The organism is Microbacterium sp. 22195 (genome assembly GCF_052056515.1).
GTDB lineage: Bacteria > Actinomycetota > Actinomycetes > Actinomycetales > Microbacteriaceae > Microbacterium.
Map to the genome: position 1 here is coordinate 875531 of NZ_JBQEPE010000001.1, position 15882 is coordinate 891412.

Sequence of the window (15882 nt, forward strand, 5' to 3'; positions counted from 1 at the left end):
CTCAGCGGGGTGATCGCGCTCATCCGAGCACCACGCGTCGCGGCATGCGTCCGCCCTGCACGCTCCACGCCCGATCGGCGTGGGCGCGCGCATACGGCGGCAGTTCCCGCACGCCCGCGAGCTGCCGCAGCTCAGTGGCGCACTCCGCTGCGACGACGAGCTCCCCGGCGGACCGGATGCCCTGCAGGAGAGCCCACTGCGCGCGCCACTCCTCGGGATCACCGACGATGATGACGGGAGCGTCCGCCTGCGCGCCGAGCGCCTCGCCGAGAGGCACGACGCGATGGCCGGGATGCGCGGACCGCAGCACGGCGCAGGTCGCGCCGGCCGCCTGCGTGATGATCCCCGCCCGGTGCTCGAACGGCGTCCACACCGCATCGGTCGCCGATGGGGCGCGAACCGAGGATGCGGCGCCATCGGAGGACCCGGGCAGGCACAGCTGCACCTCCCGCCCGTCCAGCCAGGCGCGCCCGACCGGACGGTCGCGCTCGAACGCCGCCGGCTCTCCACCGGCCGCGATGTGCTCGACCCTGCTCGTCAGTCTGAGCAGCCCCCGCCGCGGGAGGGCGTCGATCAGCCGGCCGACCGGCCCCGACACCCGCGACAGCGTGACCACGACCGTCGTGGGGGCGCGCACGATCCTCTCCCAGCGGCTCAGGAAGAGCTGAGCGTAGTCGGGCGGGTACTCACCGATCAGCACATCCAGGTCGTCGCACAGCACGGGTTGATCGGTTGCCGCGCTCAGCTCCGCAACGGCGTCCCAGGCGGCCTCGGGATCCGCGGGGATCACGATCGCGCCCGGGAGCTGCGAGGCCAGCATCGCGACGGCCGAGCTCTTGCCCGAGCCGGGTCCGCCGATCAGCGAAAGCCCGTCCGAGCGGCTAAGTACCACCCACGGCTGTCTCTGCCGCTCGGGCTCATCGGCCCGGCCGAGCACCGCCCCGCCGTCGTCACGGACGCCGCTCGGCAGCGGGATCCGCGCCGGCAGCGGAGGCAGCCATGGGCTTCTCTGCGACTCGCGCCCCGCCCAACGCCGGCCGACGCCGGCGATGTCGGTCTCGGCGGTGAGGGCGATGCGGGCGGGCAGCGCCTCGGTGTCCTTGGGACGCCGAACGAAGGCCAGACCGCGCGATTCGGCCCCGCCGGGCAGATCGGATGCCGCATCCGAGCCGATCACAAAACGGCTGTCGGCCGCCTCGGCGACCCGCAGGCTGACGCGCAGCGGGCAGTTCGCCGCCAGGGCGTCGCGGATGACCCCGCTCGCGCGCTGCGTGCCGAGAATGAGATGCATGCCGAGTGCGCGACCGCGCGCGGCGACGTCGGTGAAGATCTGCCCCAGGTCGGGGTGCTCCTGCAGGAGTGCGGCGAACTCGTCCACGACGATCACCAGCCTCGACAGACCGGGGCAGCCGGCGACGTCGCGGACGCCGGCCTGCGAAAGCGCCGCCTCCCGCCGCCGCAGCTCGGCACTCAGGCTCCCCACGCCCCGCTGCGCCCCCTCGGCGTCCAGGTCGGTGATGACGGCGACCACGTGCGGCAGACGGCGCAGCGGGTCGAACGCCGTGCCGCCCTTGAAGTCGACGAGCACGAAGGCGAGTTCCTCCGGAGGATGCGCCCGAGCGAGGCTCGTGATCCACGTGGTCAGCAGCTCGCTCTTGCCGGTCCCCGTCATGCCGGTGACGATGGCATGCGGGCCGTCCTCGACGAGGTCCACGGTCACATCTCCTCGCTCGCCCCTCCCGAGCGCCGCGGTGAGGCCTGCAGCACCCGCCGGCGCGAGTTCGTCCAGACCGATGCGGTCGGGGATGGTCTCCTCGGCATCCGACCGCCCGGCGAGCTCCGCGGCGATCGCCCGCGCCTGCTGCGCGGAGAGAGCCTCGACCGCGACGGACTCCTCGCCGTCGGGCGTGCGCACACGCGCCTCGCCCGGCACTGTGCAGTCGAGCACGGTGGTCACGCCCTCCGGGGCCTCCTCCCCCGGCCTGCGGATGCACACGACGGCATCCGCGCCCTCCACCCCGGTATCGAGCCCGAGCCGGAACGCCGCGCGACGGCGGCCCCGATGCGGCAGCGCATCCAGCGACCAGTCCGGCGCGGAGCCGCCGATCACTCCGAGTTGCGTCGGACCGAACCGCAGGCACAGCTGGATCACGAGGGCGCGGGCGACGGCCCGGGCCACGGGTTCGGCGGCGCGGACGCAGATCCCGCCGCCGAGCGGGACCGACGCGGGCGCGTCGTCCAGCCGCTGCGCCCGAACGCGGAACGCCCGCGAGCGCTCGTCGTCCCCGCCACGGGCCTGGACACGGCTCGTCCGGGATCCACGGCCCAGCACGACCGGCGTCGCCCGGTCAGGCGGCTCATACCCTCGCAGCGGCGGCTCGGCCAGGCACTCCGCGACGCCCGGTTCGCGGCGCCAGGCGGCGGCGTGCTCCTGTGCGTGCAGGCGCTCCAGTTCCACCTCGGCTCGCTGCCAGCCGGCATCCGCCTCCTGCTGCGACCGCCTGCGCTCCCTGCCCCGGGTGCGCAGCCCGTCGAGGAACGACGCGACCAGCATCAGCGGCCCGAGCGCCGCGAAGCACAGCGCGAACAGCGAGCCCGTGACCAGCCAGAGGACGACGCCGGCGACGACGGGCACGACCGCGGCCATCAGCGGCAGCGACGGGCGCCTCGGCTCGGCGGGAACAGCGGGAAGCACGATCGTGGTGGCGTCCATGCGCACCATTGCACCGCACGATCAGCGTCGGAACCGGCCTGTCCACAGGCCGGATCGGTCAATCGTCCGAATCGGCGTCTGTGGAGGGAGAGTGCGACAGCAGCACGCGAACGACGATCAGCGTGACATTGTCGCGTCCGCCGTTCTCCAGAGCTGCGTCGAGCATGGCCTCCGCCGCCTCGGCGGGGTCCTCGTGCTCGCGCAGGAAATGCAGGATGCCGTAATCCGTGAGCTCCTTGGTGAGACCGTCGGAGCAGATGACGAGCCTGTCCTCGTCGCGCAGGTCGACCGTCACGTAGTCCGGCGGCACGAGCTCGCTGGCACCGACAGCGCGCGTGATCACATTGCTGTACGGGTGGCCGTCGGCCTCCTCCGGGCTGATCTTGCCCGAGGCGATCAGCTCCTGCACCACGGAGTGGTCGGTGGTGACCTGCACGAGCCGGTCGTCGCGCTTGAGGTAGACGCGCGAGTCGCCGATGTTCAGCACGGTCCACTGCGGCGTGCCGTCCTCGGCGTGGTCCAGGTACGCGCCAGTCAGCGTGGTGCCGGTGCCCTCGTCCGTCGTCTCAGGATGCAGGTGGATGTCGTCGACCGCATGGTGCAGGGCGGTCTGGATGGTGGCATCCGACACCTCGCCGTCTCCGACCATCTCGTCGAGGCGGGCGACCGTGCTCTGGCTGGCGATCTCGCCACCCGCGTGCCCGCCCATCCCGTCGGCCACCACGAAGAGCGGGAACCGCGCCAGGAACGAGTCCTGGTTGTTCTCGCGGCGACGACCTCGATCGGTCACCCCGGCCCAGGCGAGCTGCAGCTCGTCGCTGACGCGGTGCGTCTGCGTTGTGGTCTCAGGCACGGGCGGTCTCCGTCGAGTGGGCGGATGCAGGGGCATCCGCGGGATACAGATACATGCTAGTGGTCGCCGCTCACATCGCCGACGCGGGGTCCTCGACCAGCGGGAACAGCCGGTCGATCTCCTCCAGATCGGCGACGGAGGGCGCCCAGGCGTCGGATGCTGCGGCGTTCGCCTCCACCTGGGCGGGTGTGGTGGCTCCGGCGATCACACTGGCCACACCCGGCTGAGCGAGCAGCCACCCGAACGTGGCCTGCAGCATGGTGATCCCCCGCGCATCGCAGAACGCCTGGTAGGCCTCGAGCGCATCCCAGGGCGCATCCGCCCAGATGTGCGGACGGGTCTCCATGATGCGGCTTCCGGCCGGGCCTCCTTCACGGGTGAACTTGCCGGTGAGGAGGCCGTTCTTCAGCGGGAAGTACGGGAAGAATCCCAGGCCGTAGCGATTCGCAGCGGGCAGCACTTCCCGCTCGGATGCCCTCGCGAGCAGCGAGTAGTGGTTCTGCGCGGAGATGAACCGGCCTGTGGAGCGCGCCCGGGCCGTGAACTCCGCCTCGGCGATCTGCCAGCCGTCGAAGTTGGAATGACCGTAGTAGCGGATCTTCCCCTCGTCGACGAGCTCGTCCAGGGCGTCGATCGTCTCGGCGATCGGCGTCTGCGGATCGGGCAGGTGCAGCTGGTACAGATCGATCCAGTCCGTGCGCAGGCGGCGCAGGGACTGCTCGACGGCGAACCGCACATACCGCCGGGAGCCTCGGCCGCCCGGGAAGTCGTAGCCCATGTCCCGGGCGTGCCCGAACTTGGTGGCCAGCACGACGCGATCGCGACGCCCCTCGAGGGCCTCGCCCATCAGTGCCTCGCTGCTGCCCGGCTCGGCGCCGTACATGTCGGCCGTGTCGAAGAAGAACACGCCGTTCGCGAGTGCCGCGTCGATCACGGCTCTGGTCCCCTCCAGCGTCTGCGTCACGGTGCCCGCGCGCCCGAAGTTGTTGCAGCCGAGTCCGGCTGCGGAGACGACGAGGCCGGATGCGCCGACGCGACGCTGCGAGGTTCCCATGCCTCCACCGTATCGAACGCGGAGAGCTGCGGAGGCCGCACGCAGGAACGCCCCCGACCGGAGTCGGGGGCGTTCGATGCGCATCAGATCACGCAGGGGGCTGCGTCGGGTCTGCCGGCGGAGCGGCCGGCGGCTCAGCGGCCGGCGGTGCGGGCGGTGCAGGAGGCGCCGGCGGGGTCGCGGGCGGCGCAGCCGGCGGCACGGGTGCTGCCGGGGGTGCGGCCGGCGGCGGCACCGGAGCACCGGGCGCGGCGGGCGGCGGGACCGGAGCGCCGGGCTGCGGAACACCGTATCCGGGCTGAGCGGGGGCGCCGTAACCGGGCTGCTGCGGGGCGCCGTAGCCGGGCTGCTGCGGGGCGTAGCCCTGCGGTGCAGGCGGCTGGTAGCCCTGCGGCGCGCCGTAACCGGGCGCGGCGAAGCCGGGAGCAGCAGCGGCCGACGGCTGCACGGGGATGCCGTCCCACACGGTGCGGTCGGCGAGGAAGCTGTTCGTCGCCCACGCGGACGGCGGGATGTTCGGGTTCCAGCGCGAGGAGTCGAAGGCGAGGATGCCCAGCCAGACCGGTGCCACCAGGATGTACAGCACGATCCACGCGCCGTCCTTCTGCAGCTTCTGGCCGACGCGGTAGGCGGCCAGGATGCCCATGACGGCCACGCCGAGGCTGATCAGCCAGCCGAGGAACGGGATCCAGGTCAGGAACACGCCGAAGAGCAGCCACGGGCTGACATCACCGAGCTTGAAGAAGATCATCCCGTTGTAGAACGGGACCCAGGCGCGCCACTTGCCCTGCACGCCGGCCTTCTCGAAGATGTTCATCAGGAACCAGGCCGTGATGACGTAGAAGATGGGGCCGGCAAGCAGCGCGATCAGCCAGATCAGACCGATCAGGGCGCTCAACCCCCCATAGCCGTAACCGCTGTAGTCGTCCATGTTTCCCTCCGATAGGCATTCGCGTCCACGCGGACGCCGTGACCACACTAGCCAACGCCGGTGGCCAGCGGCAATCATTCACTCGGCGACGACGAGCTCCAGCACTCCGGCATCCGCCGTCGTCCTGAGCAGGATGCCCTGCTCGTCGGCCCATGAGAGGAGGGCCCTCACCGACTTCGCCCTCGGGCGTGTCTGCGCGAGGGTCCGCACCAGTTCGCCCTTGGACTTCTTGTTGAAGTGGTTGAGCGCCCGCCCCGTCTCGGTGACCACGCGCGCGTAGGCCGCGGGGACGTCGGCGGGAACCGGCCCGAGTGCGACATAGGCCTCGCTGCGCAGGTCGAGGACGAAGTCTGCGTCGGCCAGCGCGGCGCTGGTCGCCGTGCTCCAATGCCGCCGCAGAGGCGGGATGCCGGGCAGGGACGTCCCCGCCGAGAGTCGGTACACCGGGATGGGGTCCAGCGCTCCGATCGGCCCGAAGGGCGCCGAGTGGATGAGCGCGTTCCGTCCCAGCCACCTCCGCGCGGGCTGATCGAGCGATCCGGCATCCAACGCGTCGTAGAGCACGCCGGTGTACCGGTCGACGGCCGGCATCGTGGCGGCGGTGCGCAGCATCCGGTTGTGGTCCACATCGGCCAGCTGACGGTCGCTGAGCTTGAGCACGCGCCTCGCGGCGTCGGCATCCGCCGACAGCGTCACGAGGGCATCCACCACGGCCTCGCGCAGCGGGGCCAGTGCGGGCAGCGCGAGCCCGGCGACATCGAGCGGACGCGGGCGTCCCCCGGTGCGCTTGGTCTCTGAGGGCGGGAGGAGGATCTTCATGAGCTCCCTGCAGACGGAGACGTCCGCCTCGTCCTGCGCCGGAGCGCGGTCGAGGCGGACGTCTCGGAGATGGGTGTCAGGCGACCAGCGCGGCGTTCCCGGCCACGATCGTCAGGGCGTCGCCCTCCATGGAGAGGAAGCCGTCCTGCGCGTTGGCGAGCACCTTCGTGCCGTCGGCCCGGGTGATGCGGACCTGTCCCTCGGCGAGGATGGCCAGCACGGGCTCGTGACCGGACATGAATCCGATCTCGCCCTCGACGGTCTTGGCGACGACGAGCGTCGCCTCCCCCGTCCAGACCTCCGCGTCCGCGGAGACGAGACTGACCTGCAGAGCCATGGTCAGCCGTTCTCCTTCTGGATCTTCGCCCAGGCCTCTTCCACGTCGGAGATGCCACCGACGTTGAAGAACGCCTGCTCGGCGACGTGGTCGAAGTCACCGCGGCAGATCGCATCGAAGGACTCGATGGTCTCCTTCAGCGGCACGGTCGAACCCTCGACACCGGTGAACTTCTTCGCCATGTAGGTGTTCTGCGAGAGGAACTGCTGGATGCGGCGCGCACGGGCGACGACGATCTTGTCCTCTTCCGAGAGCTCGTCGACACCGAGGATCGCGATGATCTCCTGGAGCTCCTTGTTCTTCTGCAGGATCTGCTTGACCGTGGTGGCCACGCGGTAGTGGTCCTCGCCCAGGTAGCGGGGGTCCATGATGCGCGACGTCGAGGTCAGCGGGTCGATGGCCGGGTACAGACCCTTCGACGCGATCTCACGGCTGAGCTCGGTCGTCGCATCGAGGTGCGCGAACGTGGTCGCCGGGGCCGGGTCGGTGTAGTCGTCGGCCGGCACGTAGATCGCCTGCAGCGAGGTGATCGAGTGACCGCGCGTCGAGGTGATGCGCTCCTGCAGGAGGCCCATCTCGTCGGCCAGGTTCGGCTGGTAGCCCACGGCGGAGGGCATGCGGCCCAGCAGCGTGGAGACCTCGGAACCGGCCTGCGTGAAGCGGAAGATGTTGTCGATGAAGAGCAGCACATCCTGCTTCTGCACATCGCGGAAGTACTCTGCCATGGTCAGGGCCGACAGGGCGACGCGCAGACGCGTCCCCGGCGGCTCGTCCATCTGGCCGAAGACGAGGGCGGTCTTGTCGAAGACGCCCGCCTCCTCCATCTCGTGGATCAGGTCGTTGCCCTCACGGGTGCGCTCACCGACACCGGCGAACACCGACACACCACCGTGGTCCTGCGCGACGCGCTGGATCATCTCCTGGATGAGGACCGTCTTGCCGACGCCGGCGCCGCCGAACAGGCCGATCTTTCCACCCTGCACGTACGGGGTGAGGAGGTCGATCGACTTGATGCCGGTCTCGAACATCGTGGTCTTCGACTCGAGCTGGTCGAAGTTCGGCGCCTTGCGGTGGATCGGCCAGCGCTCGGTGATCTCGATCTGCTCGCCGGGCTCGGCGTTGAGGACCTCGCCGATCACGTTGAAGACCTTGCCCTTGGTGACGTCGCCGACGGGCACCGAGATGGCGGCGCCGGTGTCGCGGACCTCCTGGCCGCGGACGATGCCGTCCGTCGGCTTCAGGGCGATCGCACGCACCAGGTCGTCGCCCAGGTGCTGCGCGACCTCGAGGGTGATCTCGTTGGACTCATCGCCGATGACGATGGTCGTCTTCAGCGCGTTGTAGATGTCGGGGATCGAGTCGTGCGGGAACTCGATGTCGACAACCGGACCGTTGACGCGTGCGACGCGCCCGACGACCGCGGTCGCGGGCTTGTCAGCCGTAGCGGTGGGGGTCATTTCTTCGTCTCTTTCCTGAGTGTCTGTCAGCTGGATGCCAGTGCGTCGGCGCCACCGACGATCTCGGCGATCTGCTGGGTGATCTCGGCCTGACGCGCGTTGTTGCGCAGGCGGGTGTAGTCGGTGATCAGCTTGTCGGCGTTGTCGCTGGCCGACTTCATCGCCTTCTGCGTCGCCGCCTGCTTCGCGGCGGACGACTGCAGCAGTGCGTTGAACACACGGCTCTGGATGTACACCGGCAGGATCGCGTCCAGCACGGTCTCGGCATCCGGCTCGAACTCGTACAGCGGGTAGACCGTGCTGCCCGCCTCCGAGTCGTCCGCCTCCGCGATCTCCAGCGGCAGCAGGCGCACGGACTCCGGCGACTGCGTCATCATGCTGACGAAGCGGTTGTACACGAGGGTGATCTCGTCCACGCCGCCCGCATCTCCCCCGCGGTTGAAGGCATCCAGCAGCGTGTGCGAGATCTTCTCCGCGGTGTGGAAGGACGGCGTGTCCGTGTCGCCGGTCCATTCCGCCGCCGAGGCGATGCCCCGGAACTGGAAGTAGCCGACGGCCTTGCGGCCCACCAGGTAGAACACCGGCTCCTTGCCCTGCTCGCGCAGGAGCTCCGCCACCTCGAGACCCTCACGGAGGATCTGCGAGTTGAAGGCTCCGGCGAGGCCGCGGTCGGACGAGAAGATGACGACCGCGGAGCGGCTGATCTTCTCGGGCTCGCGGGTGAGCGGGTGATCGACGTTCGAGTGCGTCGCGACGGCGGACACGGCCCTCGTCACGGCCCGCGCGAAGGGGCTGGACGCCTTGACGCGTGCCATCGCCTTCTGGATGCGCGAAGCCGCGATGAGTTCCATCGCCTTCGTGATCTTCTTGGTCGTCTGAGCAGAAGAGATCTTCTGCTTGTAGACCCTGAGTTGAGCGCCCATGAATCAGTACCTCACGCGATTACGCGCGACGACCCTTGACGATCTTCTCCTGGTTGACGTCGTCCGCCTCGGCGGCGGCGTGCTCCTCGTGGCCCGGGGCGCCGATGGCGTGACCCTTGCCGCCCTGGAACTCCAGAAGGAAGGCGTCGGTCTGCTTGTCGAGCTCGGCGACGGTCGCGTCGTCGAGGACGTTCGTCTCGCGCAGGGTGTCGAGGATGCTCGTGTTGCGACGCAGGTAGTCGAGCAGGTCGCGCTCGAAGCGCAGCACGTCCTCGACCTCGATGGTGTCGAGCTTGCCGTTGGTGCCGGCCCAGATCGAGACGACCTGCTCCTCCACCGGGTACGGCGAGTACTGCGGCTGCTTGAGCAGCTCGGTCAGGCGGGCACCGCGTGCCAGCTGACGGCGCGACGCGGCGTCGAGGTCGGATGCGAACATCGCGAACGCCTCGAGGGAGCGGTACTGCGCGAGCTCCAGCTTCAGCGTTCCGGAGACCTTCTTGATCGACTTGACCTGGGCGTCACCACCCACGCGCGAGACCGAGATGCCCACGTCGACAGCAGGACGCTGGTTGGCGTTGAACAGGTCGGACTGCAGGAAGATCTGGCCGTCGGTGATCGAGATCACGTTGGTCGGGATGTACGCAGAGACGTCGTTCGCCTTGGTCTCGATGATCGGCAGACCGGTCATCGAGCCGGCACCGAGCTCGTCGGACAGCTTCGCGCAGCGCTCCAGCAGACGGGAGTGCAGGTAGAACACGTCGCCCGGGTAGGCCTCACGCCCCGGCGGGCGGCGCAGCAGCAGCGACACGGCGCGGTACGCCTCGGCCTGCTTGGACAGGTCGTCGAAGACGATCAGCACGTGCTTGCCGTCGTACATCCAGTGCTGGCCGATGGCCGAGCCGGTGTACGGGGCGAGGTACTTGAAGCCGGCGGGGTCGGAGGCGGGAGCGGCCACGATGGTGGTGTACTCCAGCGCACCCGCGTCCTCGAGCGCGCCCTTCACCGAAGCGATGGTCGAGCCCTTCTGGCCGATCGCGACGTAGATGCAGCGAACCTGCTTGTTGACGTCGCCGGACTCCCAGTTGGCCTTCTGGTTGATGATCGTGTCGATCGCCAGTGCCGTCTTGCCGGTCTGGCGGTCGCCGATGATCAGCTGGCGCTGGCCGCGGCCGACGGGGATCATGGCGTCGATCGCCTTGACGCCGGTCTGCATCGGCTCGTGCACCGACTTGCGCTGCATGACGCCGGGCGCCTGCAGCTCGAGCTCGCGCACGCCGTCCGTCTCGATGGCGCCGAGGCCGTCGATCGGGTTGCCGAGGGGGTCGACCACGCGACCCAGGTAGCCGTCGCCGACCGGGACCGAGAGGACCTCGCCGGTGCGGGTCACTTCCTGGCCGGCCTCGATGCCGGTGAAGTCGCCGAGGACGACCACGCCGATCTCGTGCTCGTCGAGGTTCAGCGCCAGGCCCTTGGTGCCGTCCCCGAAAGTGACGAGCTCGTTGGCCATGACGCCGGGCAGCCCCTCGACGTGCGCGATGCCGTCGGCCGCGTCGATGACGGTGCCGACCTCGGTCGCGACGGCGCCAGTGGGCTCGTAGGCGGCTGCGAAGTTCTTCAGCGCGTCACGGATGACGTCGGGGCTGATCGATAGTTCTGCCATTGTCTTCCCTTTGTGTGTCTGGTGTGCGCGGTTCCCCGCGTCAGTCTGTGTCAGCTCGCGAGCTTCTGACGGAGCTCGGCGAGTCGGGCGGAGATGCTGCCGTCGATGACGTCATCGGCGATCTGCACGCGCAGGCCGCCGACGACGGAGGGGTCGATCACCTGGTTCACGGAGATCTCCCCGCCGTAGCGGCGCGCCAGAGCGTCACGGAGACGCGTCTCCTGCGCAGCGGCGATCGGTGCGGCCGTGTAGACGGTCGCGACCGTGCGGCCGGCCTGCGCGGAGACGATGTCGATGGCCCGGCTCAGAAGCTGACGGACGCGGCGCTCGCGCGGCAGGCGCACCAGCGAAGCGGCGATCAGCACGGTCGCAGCGGAGACCGAGGAGCCCAGCACGTTCTCGACGAGCGCGGCCTTCGCCGCGGAGTCGCCGAGGCGGCTGCCGAGCGCGAGCTCGAACTCCGGGTTCGCGGCGACGACGCGCGAGAACTCGAAGAGCTCGCCGGCGACGTCGTCCTTCGCGGAGGCGATGGCCGCAGCGCGGATCGCGAGCTCCTCGACACCGTCGATGAGATCGGATGCACTGGACCAGCGCTCACCGGCGACGGTGTCCAGCAGCGCGCGGACCGGAGCGGATGCCCCGGCGAACACGCTGGAGACCAGCGCCGAGCGCGCCTGAGCAGACGCCGTGGGGTCGGCCAGCGCGCCGCTCAGCTGAGCCGAGTCCCCGAGGGCACGGGCGGCTGCGAACAGCTCGGCCGCGCTGTCGAGGTTCAGGCCCGACGCCGCGGCAAGCGCCTGCGTGGATGCCGCGAGTGCCTGAGTGGTCGCGCTGCCCATTACTTCGCCTTCTCGAGGTCGGCGAGGAAGCGGTCCACGACGGCCGTCGCACGCGCGTCGTCGGTGAGGGTCTCCCCCACGACGCCGCCGGCGAGGTCGATCGCGAGCGTGCCGACCTCGTTGCGGAGGGACACGAACGCGGCCTGGCGCTCGGCCTCGATCTGCGTGTGCGCGGCGGTCGTGATGCGGTTCGCCTCAGCGGACGCGGCATCCTTCGCCTCGGCGACGATCTTCTTGCCGTCCTCACGGGCGGCGTCGCGGATCTGTCCGGCCTCGGTGCGCGCCTCGGCGAGCTGACGGGTGTACTCGTCGAGCGCGGCCTCGGCCTGCTTCTGAGCCTCATCAGCCTTGGCGATGTTGCCTTCGATCGCCGCGGAGCGCTCATCGAGCATCGCCGTGAGCTTGGGAAGGGCGACCTTCCAGACCACGATGAGGATGATGAGGAACCACAGCGCCGACCAGACGATGTCGTACCAGGCAGGGAGGAGAGGGTTCTGCGCCTCTTCTCCTGCTGCCAGGTTCGTGACAAGAGCGTTCAGCATCCTGTCTCCTTCAGAAGTCGCTGCGGTTTACGGGAAGGGGATGAATCCGACGGCGATGCCGACGAATGCAAGCGCCTCGGTGAAGGCGATACCGATCCACATCAGGACCTGCAGGCGACCTGCGAGCTCGGGCTGGCGGGCGACACCCTCGATCGTCTTGCCGACGACGATGCCCACGCCGATGGCCGGGCCGATGGCGGCGAGGCCGTAGCCGACTGCCGCGAGGTTGCCGTTGACTGCTGCGAGAACCGTAGTTGCGTCCACGGGGTTTTCCTTTCGATTTTGGTCAGCAGATGCTGACCCGTTCAGTGCTCTTCTGCGACCGCGAGCTGGATGTAGATCGCGGTGAGGACGGTGAAGACGTAGGACTGCAGGACGACGACGAGGATCTCGAAGATCGTGAACGCGCCGCCGAAGGCGAGGGTTCCGACGCCGAGCGCGGCCCAGCCGCCGCCTGCGGTGAACATGAAGAATGCGGTGGCCGAGAAGCAGAGCACGAGGATCATGTGCCCGACGACCAGGTTCATCATCAGTCGGAGCGTGAGCGTGACCGGGCGGATGATGAAGGTGGAGATGAACTCCAGCGGCGTGACGATGATGTACACCGGCCACGGCACACCGGACGGGAAGAGCGAGTTCTTCCAGAAGCCGAGAGGGCTCTTCTTCATGCCCGCGTAGATGAACGTCACGTAGCTGATCACGGCGAGCGTGAGCGGCACGGCGATGATCGCGGTACCGGGCATGTTCAGGAACGGGATGATGCCCGTGATGTTCATGAACAGGATCATGAAGAAGATCGTGACCAGCAGCGGTGCGAACCGCTCGCCGTCCTTGCGGCCGAGCAGGTCGTGCGCGATGCCGTTGCGGACGAAGCCGATCCCCATCTCGACGAGGCTCTGGAAGCGGCCGGGGACGACCTTCATCCGGCGCGTGCCGAGCCACATGAACAGCACGACGGCGATCACCGAGAGGAACTGGATCAGGTGAATCCGGTGAACCGGAACACCGAAGACCTCGAACAGGATCGGCGGGAAGAAGTCGCCCATCGAGGGACCATGGAACTCACCATCACCGGCGAATGGACGAAGGATCATTGTCGCAACGGGATTCAACAGCGCGGGCTCCAGCTTCGGGTCACCGGTCGGAACCGGGGCGACGAGGGACGGTGTGCATCACAGCGCAAGCGCTCGCGAAACGAGCGGCGGGCACGGTTCAACACTATCAGATGTCGCCGGGCTGCTTTGGCGCACCGGGCGCCCCCTGGGCGTCGTCACCGTCGTCTTCGGGGTTCGTCGTCGGGAGGTCGATGTCGCTGACGTTCGGGAGTCGCATCTTCGTGAGGACGATGACATCCACGACCAGAGTCATCGCGATGCCGGCGACCAGAGCGAGGAAGAAGACGAGGGGGTCGATCCACGGCTGCTCGCGCAGCACGAGCATGAGCACCACGAACAGTCCGAGCTTGACCAGCCAGCCACCCAGCACGATCGCGAAGAATAACTGCACGTACAGGGGGTCTCCGAACCAGCGGTTCGCGAACAGGATGCTGCCCGCCGTGATCCCGAGGAAGATGAACGAGAGGAGCACGCCGATCAGCCCGCTCCACAGCCCGTCGGTGCCCGCGACGGCGAAGCCGATGCCGGCGGCGATCAGGGCCAGCACCGCGGCCGCGACGGCGGACAGGATCAGAGTGCGGCGGAGGATGGGCGTGCTGGACACGGGGCTCGGGGTCATCGGGGCTCCAGGGGCTTCGTGGGCTTCGTGGCTTCAGGGGTCTGCGTCTCGCCGGACTGCGTCTCACCGCTCCGCGTCTCGCCCTCGGGCTCCTCGTCGATGCGGACGGTGTACCGCGAGGGCATCCGGGTGACCACGAGGCAGGCGGCGGCGCCGACCACGCCGAACACGATGCCGCCGACGTAACCGCCCGGCCAGTCCTGGCGCGTCCCGATGTACATCAGGAGCACCGCCAGCGAGATCACGGCGGTCCAGGCGTAGAACACCAGCACGGCGTCGCGGTCGCGGTGGCCGAGGTCCAGCATCCGGTGATGCAGGTGCTTGCGGTCCGGGGCGAAGGGCGACTTGCCCGCCCGCATGCGCCGGAACACCGCCAGGCCGAAGTCCAGCAGCGGCAGCATCACGATCACCAGCGGGAGGACGATCGGGATGAAGGCTCCCAGCAGCTGCGAGCGCCCGAACTTCGCGGGGTCGAAGGCGTTCACATCGCCCTGGGTGGTCACGGCGATCGCCGAGGTGGCCATCAGCAGGCCGAGCACGAGTGCGCCGGAGTCGCCCATGAAGATCTTGGCGGGGCTCCAGTTGAACGGCAGGAAGCCCAGGCAGGCGCCGATGAGGACGGCGGCGAGGAAGGTGGCGAGGTTGAAGTAGCTGGTGGCACCGGAGTCGCGGGTGAGGATGTACGAGTACACGAAGAAGATGCCGTTCGCGATGAGGCACACCCCCGCGACGAGTCCGTCGAGCCCGTCGATGAAGTTCACCGCGTTCATGACCACCACGATCGCCACCATCGTGATCGCGATGCTGAGCCAGGGCGAGACGAGCACCATGGTGCCGATCGGCAGGGACAGGATCTGCAGACCGCCCCATGCTGTGATGATGCCGGCGGCAAGGAACTGCGCGGCCAGCTTGATCATCCAGTCCAGATCCCAGAGATCATCGATCACGCCGACGACGGCGATCAGCGCGGCTGCGGCGAGGATCGCCCACAGCGTCTGCGGCGGCGACCACATCCGCTCGAAGAAGGGGTTCGCTGCGGATATCAGGATCGCGACCGCGATGCCGATGAACATCGCCACGCCGCCCAGTCGCGGCTTCGGGGTCTTGTGCACGTCCCGTTCACGGATGCCGGGGTAGAGCTTGAACTTCATGCTCAAGCGCCACACCGCCCACGTCAGCGCGAAGGTGATCGACGCCGTGAGGATGATCGTGAACAGATACTGCTTCACTCTTCGTCTACCGGACTTCCCGCGTCCCCTGCCGACGCGGCGTCCACGGCCGGGACGGAGTCCGCGGCGGGGGCGGCGTCGGGAACATGGCCCGGGACAGTCTCGTCGGGCTTCTCGGCGGGCTCGAGCAGGTCGCCGAGGACCTCTTCGAGCTGCTCGCGGGTGATCGCGCCCTGGCGCAGGATCCGCACGGCAGGGGTCTCCCCCTCCTCGGTGCCCACCAGCGAGGTGGCATCCACGATGGTCGAGGGGATGCCGTTCTCGCTGTAGCCCTCCTCGAGGTACACCGCGACGGAGTCGCCCAGCATCTCCTGGGCGTCGGAGGCGATGATCGCGGCGTCGTGGCCGGTGAGGTTCGCACTCGACACGGCGAGGGGGCCGGTCTCGGCGAGCAGTTCGAGGGCGACACGGCGGTCGGGCATGCGCACGGCGACCGTGCCCTTGGTCTCCCCCAGGTCCCAGGTCAGCGACGGCTGCGCGGGCAGCACGATGGTCAGGCCGCCGGGCCAGAACGCGTCGATGAGCTTCTGCACGGCGTCCGGCACGGATTCCACCAGAGCCGCCATCATCTCCGGCCCGGCGACGAGGACGGGCGGCGGCATCTCGCGGCCGCGGCCCTTGGCGTCGAGGAGCCGCTGGACGGCGGCCGGGGAGAACGCGTCGGCGGCGATGCCGTAGACGGTGTCGGTGGGGAGGACGACGAGCTCGCCGCGGGCGATCGCCTGACGGGCGTGACGCATGCCGGCGAGGATCTGGGCGTCGTCGCGGCAATCGAAGACAGTTGACATGGC

The 15882-nt window shown here is 69.2% G+C and carries 16 protein-coding genes; all 16 read right to left on the reverse strand.

Features of this window, described 5'->3' with window-relative positions; all coding sequences use genetic code 11:
• Positions 1 to 19: 19 nt before the first annotated feature.
• Positions 20 to 2713, reverse strand: coding sequence for an FtsK/SpoIIIE domain-containing protein (locus tag ACTJJ4_RS04370; protein WP_440942175.1), 2694 nt, complete (start codon positions 2711 to 2713; stop codon positions 20 to 22).
• Between the two features lie 58 nt (positions 2714 to 2771).
• Positions 2772 to 3566, reverse strand: a complete 795-nt coding sequence (locus ACTJJ4_RS04375; protein WP_440942176.1) for a PP2C family protein-serine/threonine phosphatase — start codon at positions 3564 to 3566, stop codon at positions 2772 to 2774.
• A gap of 70 nt (positions 3567 to 3636) precedes the next feature.
• Complete coding sequence (locus ACTJJ4_RS04380) at positions 3637 to 4620, reverse strand: aldo/keto reductase (protein WP_440942177.1); 984 nt, start codon at positions 4618 to 4620, stop codon at positions 3637 to 3639.
• A gap of 88 nt (positions 4621 to 4708) precedes the next feature.
• Complete coding sequence (locus ACTJJ4_RS04385; RefSeq protein ID WP_440942178.1) at positions 4709 to 5551, reverse strand: DUF5684 domain-containing protein; 843 nt, start codon at positions 5549 to 5551, stop codon at positions 4709 to 4711.
• Positions 5552 to 5629: 78 nt separating this feature from the next.
• The gene (locus ACTJJ4_RS04390) at positions 5630 to 6370 is read right to left on the reverse strand and encodes a YaaA family protein (RefSeq protein WP_440942179.1); all 741 of its coding nucleotides are present in this window, start codon (positions 6368 to 6370) and stop codon (positions 5630 to 5632) included.
• 76 nt (positions 6371 to 6446) lie between these two features.
• On the reverse strand, positions 6447 to 6707 hold the full coding sequence (locus ACTJJ4_RS04395; RefSeq protein ID WP_292697895.1) for a F0F1 ATP synthase subunit epsilon: 261 nt from the start codon (positions 6705 to 6707) through the stop codon (positions 6447 to 6449).
• 2 nt (positions 6708 to 6709) lie between these two features.
• Positions 6710 to 8164 (reverse strand): F0F1 ATP synthase subunit beta, encoded by a 1455-nt coding sequence (gene atpD, locus ACTJJ4_RS04400; protein ID WP_440942180.1) that lies wholly within the window; start codon positions 8162 to 8164, stop codon positions 6710 to 6712.
• Positions 8165 to 8190: 26 nt separating this feature from the next.
• Complete coding sequence (locus ACTJJ4_RS04405; RefSeq protein WP_285633306.1) at positions 8191 to 9087, reverse strand: F0F1 ATP synthase subunit gamma; 897 nt, start codon at positions 9085 to 9087, stop codon at positions 8191 to 8193.
• A 19-nt stretch (positions 9088 to 9106) separates the two neighbouring features.
• Complete coding sequence (gene atpA, locus ACTJJ4_RS04410; RefSeq protein ID WP_440942181.1) at positions 9107 to 10747, reverse strand: F0F1 ATP synthase subunit alpha; 1641 nt, start codon at positions 10745 to 10747, stop codon at positions 9107 to 9109.
• A gap of 50 nt (positions 10748 to 10797) precedes the next feature.
• Positions 10798 to 11586, reverse strand: coding sequence for a F0F1 ATP synthase subunit delta (locus ACTJJ4_RS04415; protein WP_440942182.1), 789 nt, complete (start codon positions 11584 to 11586; stop codon positions 10798 to 10800).
• Entirely contained in the window at positions 11586 to 12128 is a 543-nt protein-coding gene (locus tag ACTJJ4_RS04420) for a F0F1 ATP synthase subunit B (protein WP_285633312.1), read from the reverse strand. The genes ACTJJ4_RS04415 and ACTJJ4_RS04420 overlap by 1 nt, the downstream gene beginning before the upstream one ends.
• A gap of 27 nt (positions 12129 to 12155) precedes the next feature.
• On the reverse strand, positions 12156 to 12392 hold the full coding sequence (gene atpE, locus ACTJJ4_RS04425) for an ATP synthase F0 subunit C (RefSeq protein WP_285633314.1): 237 nt from the start codon (positions 12390 to 12392) through the stop codon (positions 12156 to 12158).
• 41 nt (positions 12393 to 12433) lie between these two features.
• Positions 12434 to 13174: a F0F1 ATP synthase subunit A gene (gene atpB / locus ACTJJ4_RS04430; RefSeq protein ID WP_285633317.1), complete on the reverse strand. Its 741-nt coding sequence runs from the start codon at positions 13172 to 13174 to the stop codon at positions 12434 to 12436.
• A gap of 175 nt (positions 13175 to 13349) precedes the next feature.
• Positions 13350 to 13862 (reverse strand): hypothetical protein, encoded by a 513-nt coding sequence (locus ACTJJ4_RS04435; protein ID WP_440942183.1) that lies wholly within the window; start codon positions 13860 to 13862, stop codon positions 13350 to 13352.
• Positions 13859 to 15091: an MraY family glycosyltransferase gene (locus ACTJJ4_RS04440; protein WP_440942184.1), complete on the reverse strand. Its 1233-nt coding sequence runs from the start codon at positions 15089 to 15091 to the stop codon at positions 13859 to 13861. Before ACTJJ4_RS04440 ends, ACTJJ4_RS04435 begins: the two co-directional genes overlap by 4 nt.
• The gene (locus tag ACTJJ4_RS04445; RefSeq protein ID WP_440942185.1) at positions 15088 to 15879 is read right to left on the reverse strand and encodes an L-threonylcarbamoyladenylate synthase; all 792 of its coding nucleotides are present in this window, start codon (positions 15877 to 15879) and stop codon (positions 15088 to 15090) included. The genes ACTJJ4_RS04440 and ACTJJ4_RS04445 overlap by 4 nt, the downstream gene beginning before the upstream one ends.
• Positions 15880 to 15882 lie beyond the last annotated feature (3 nt).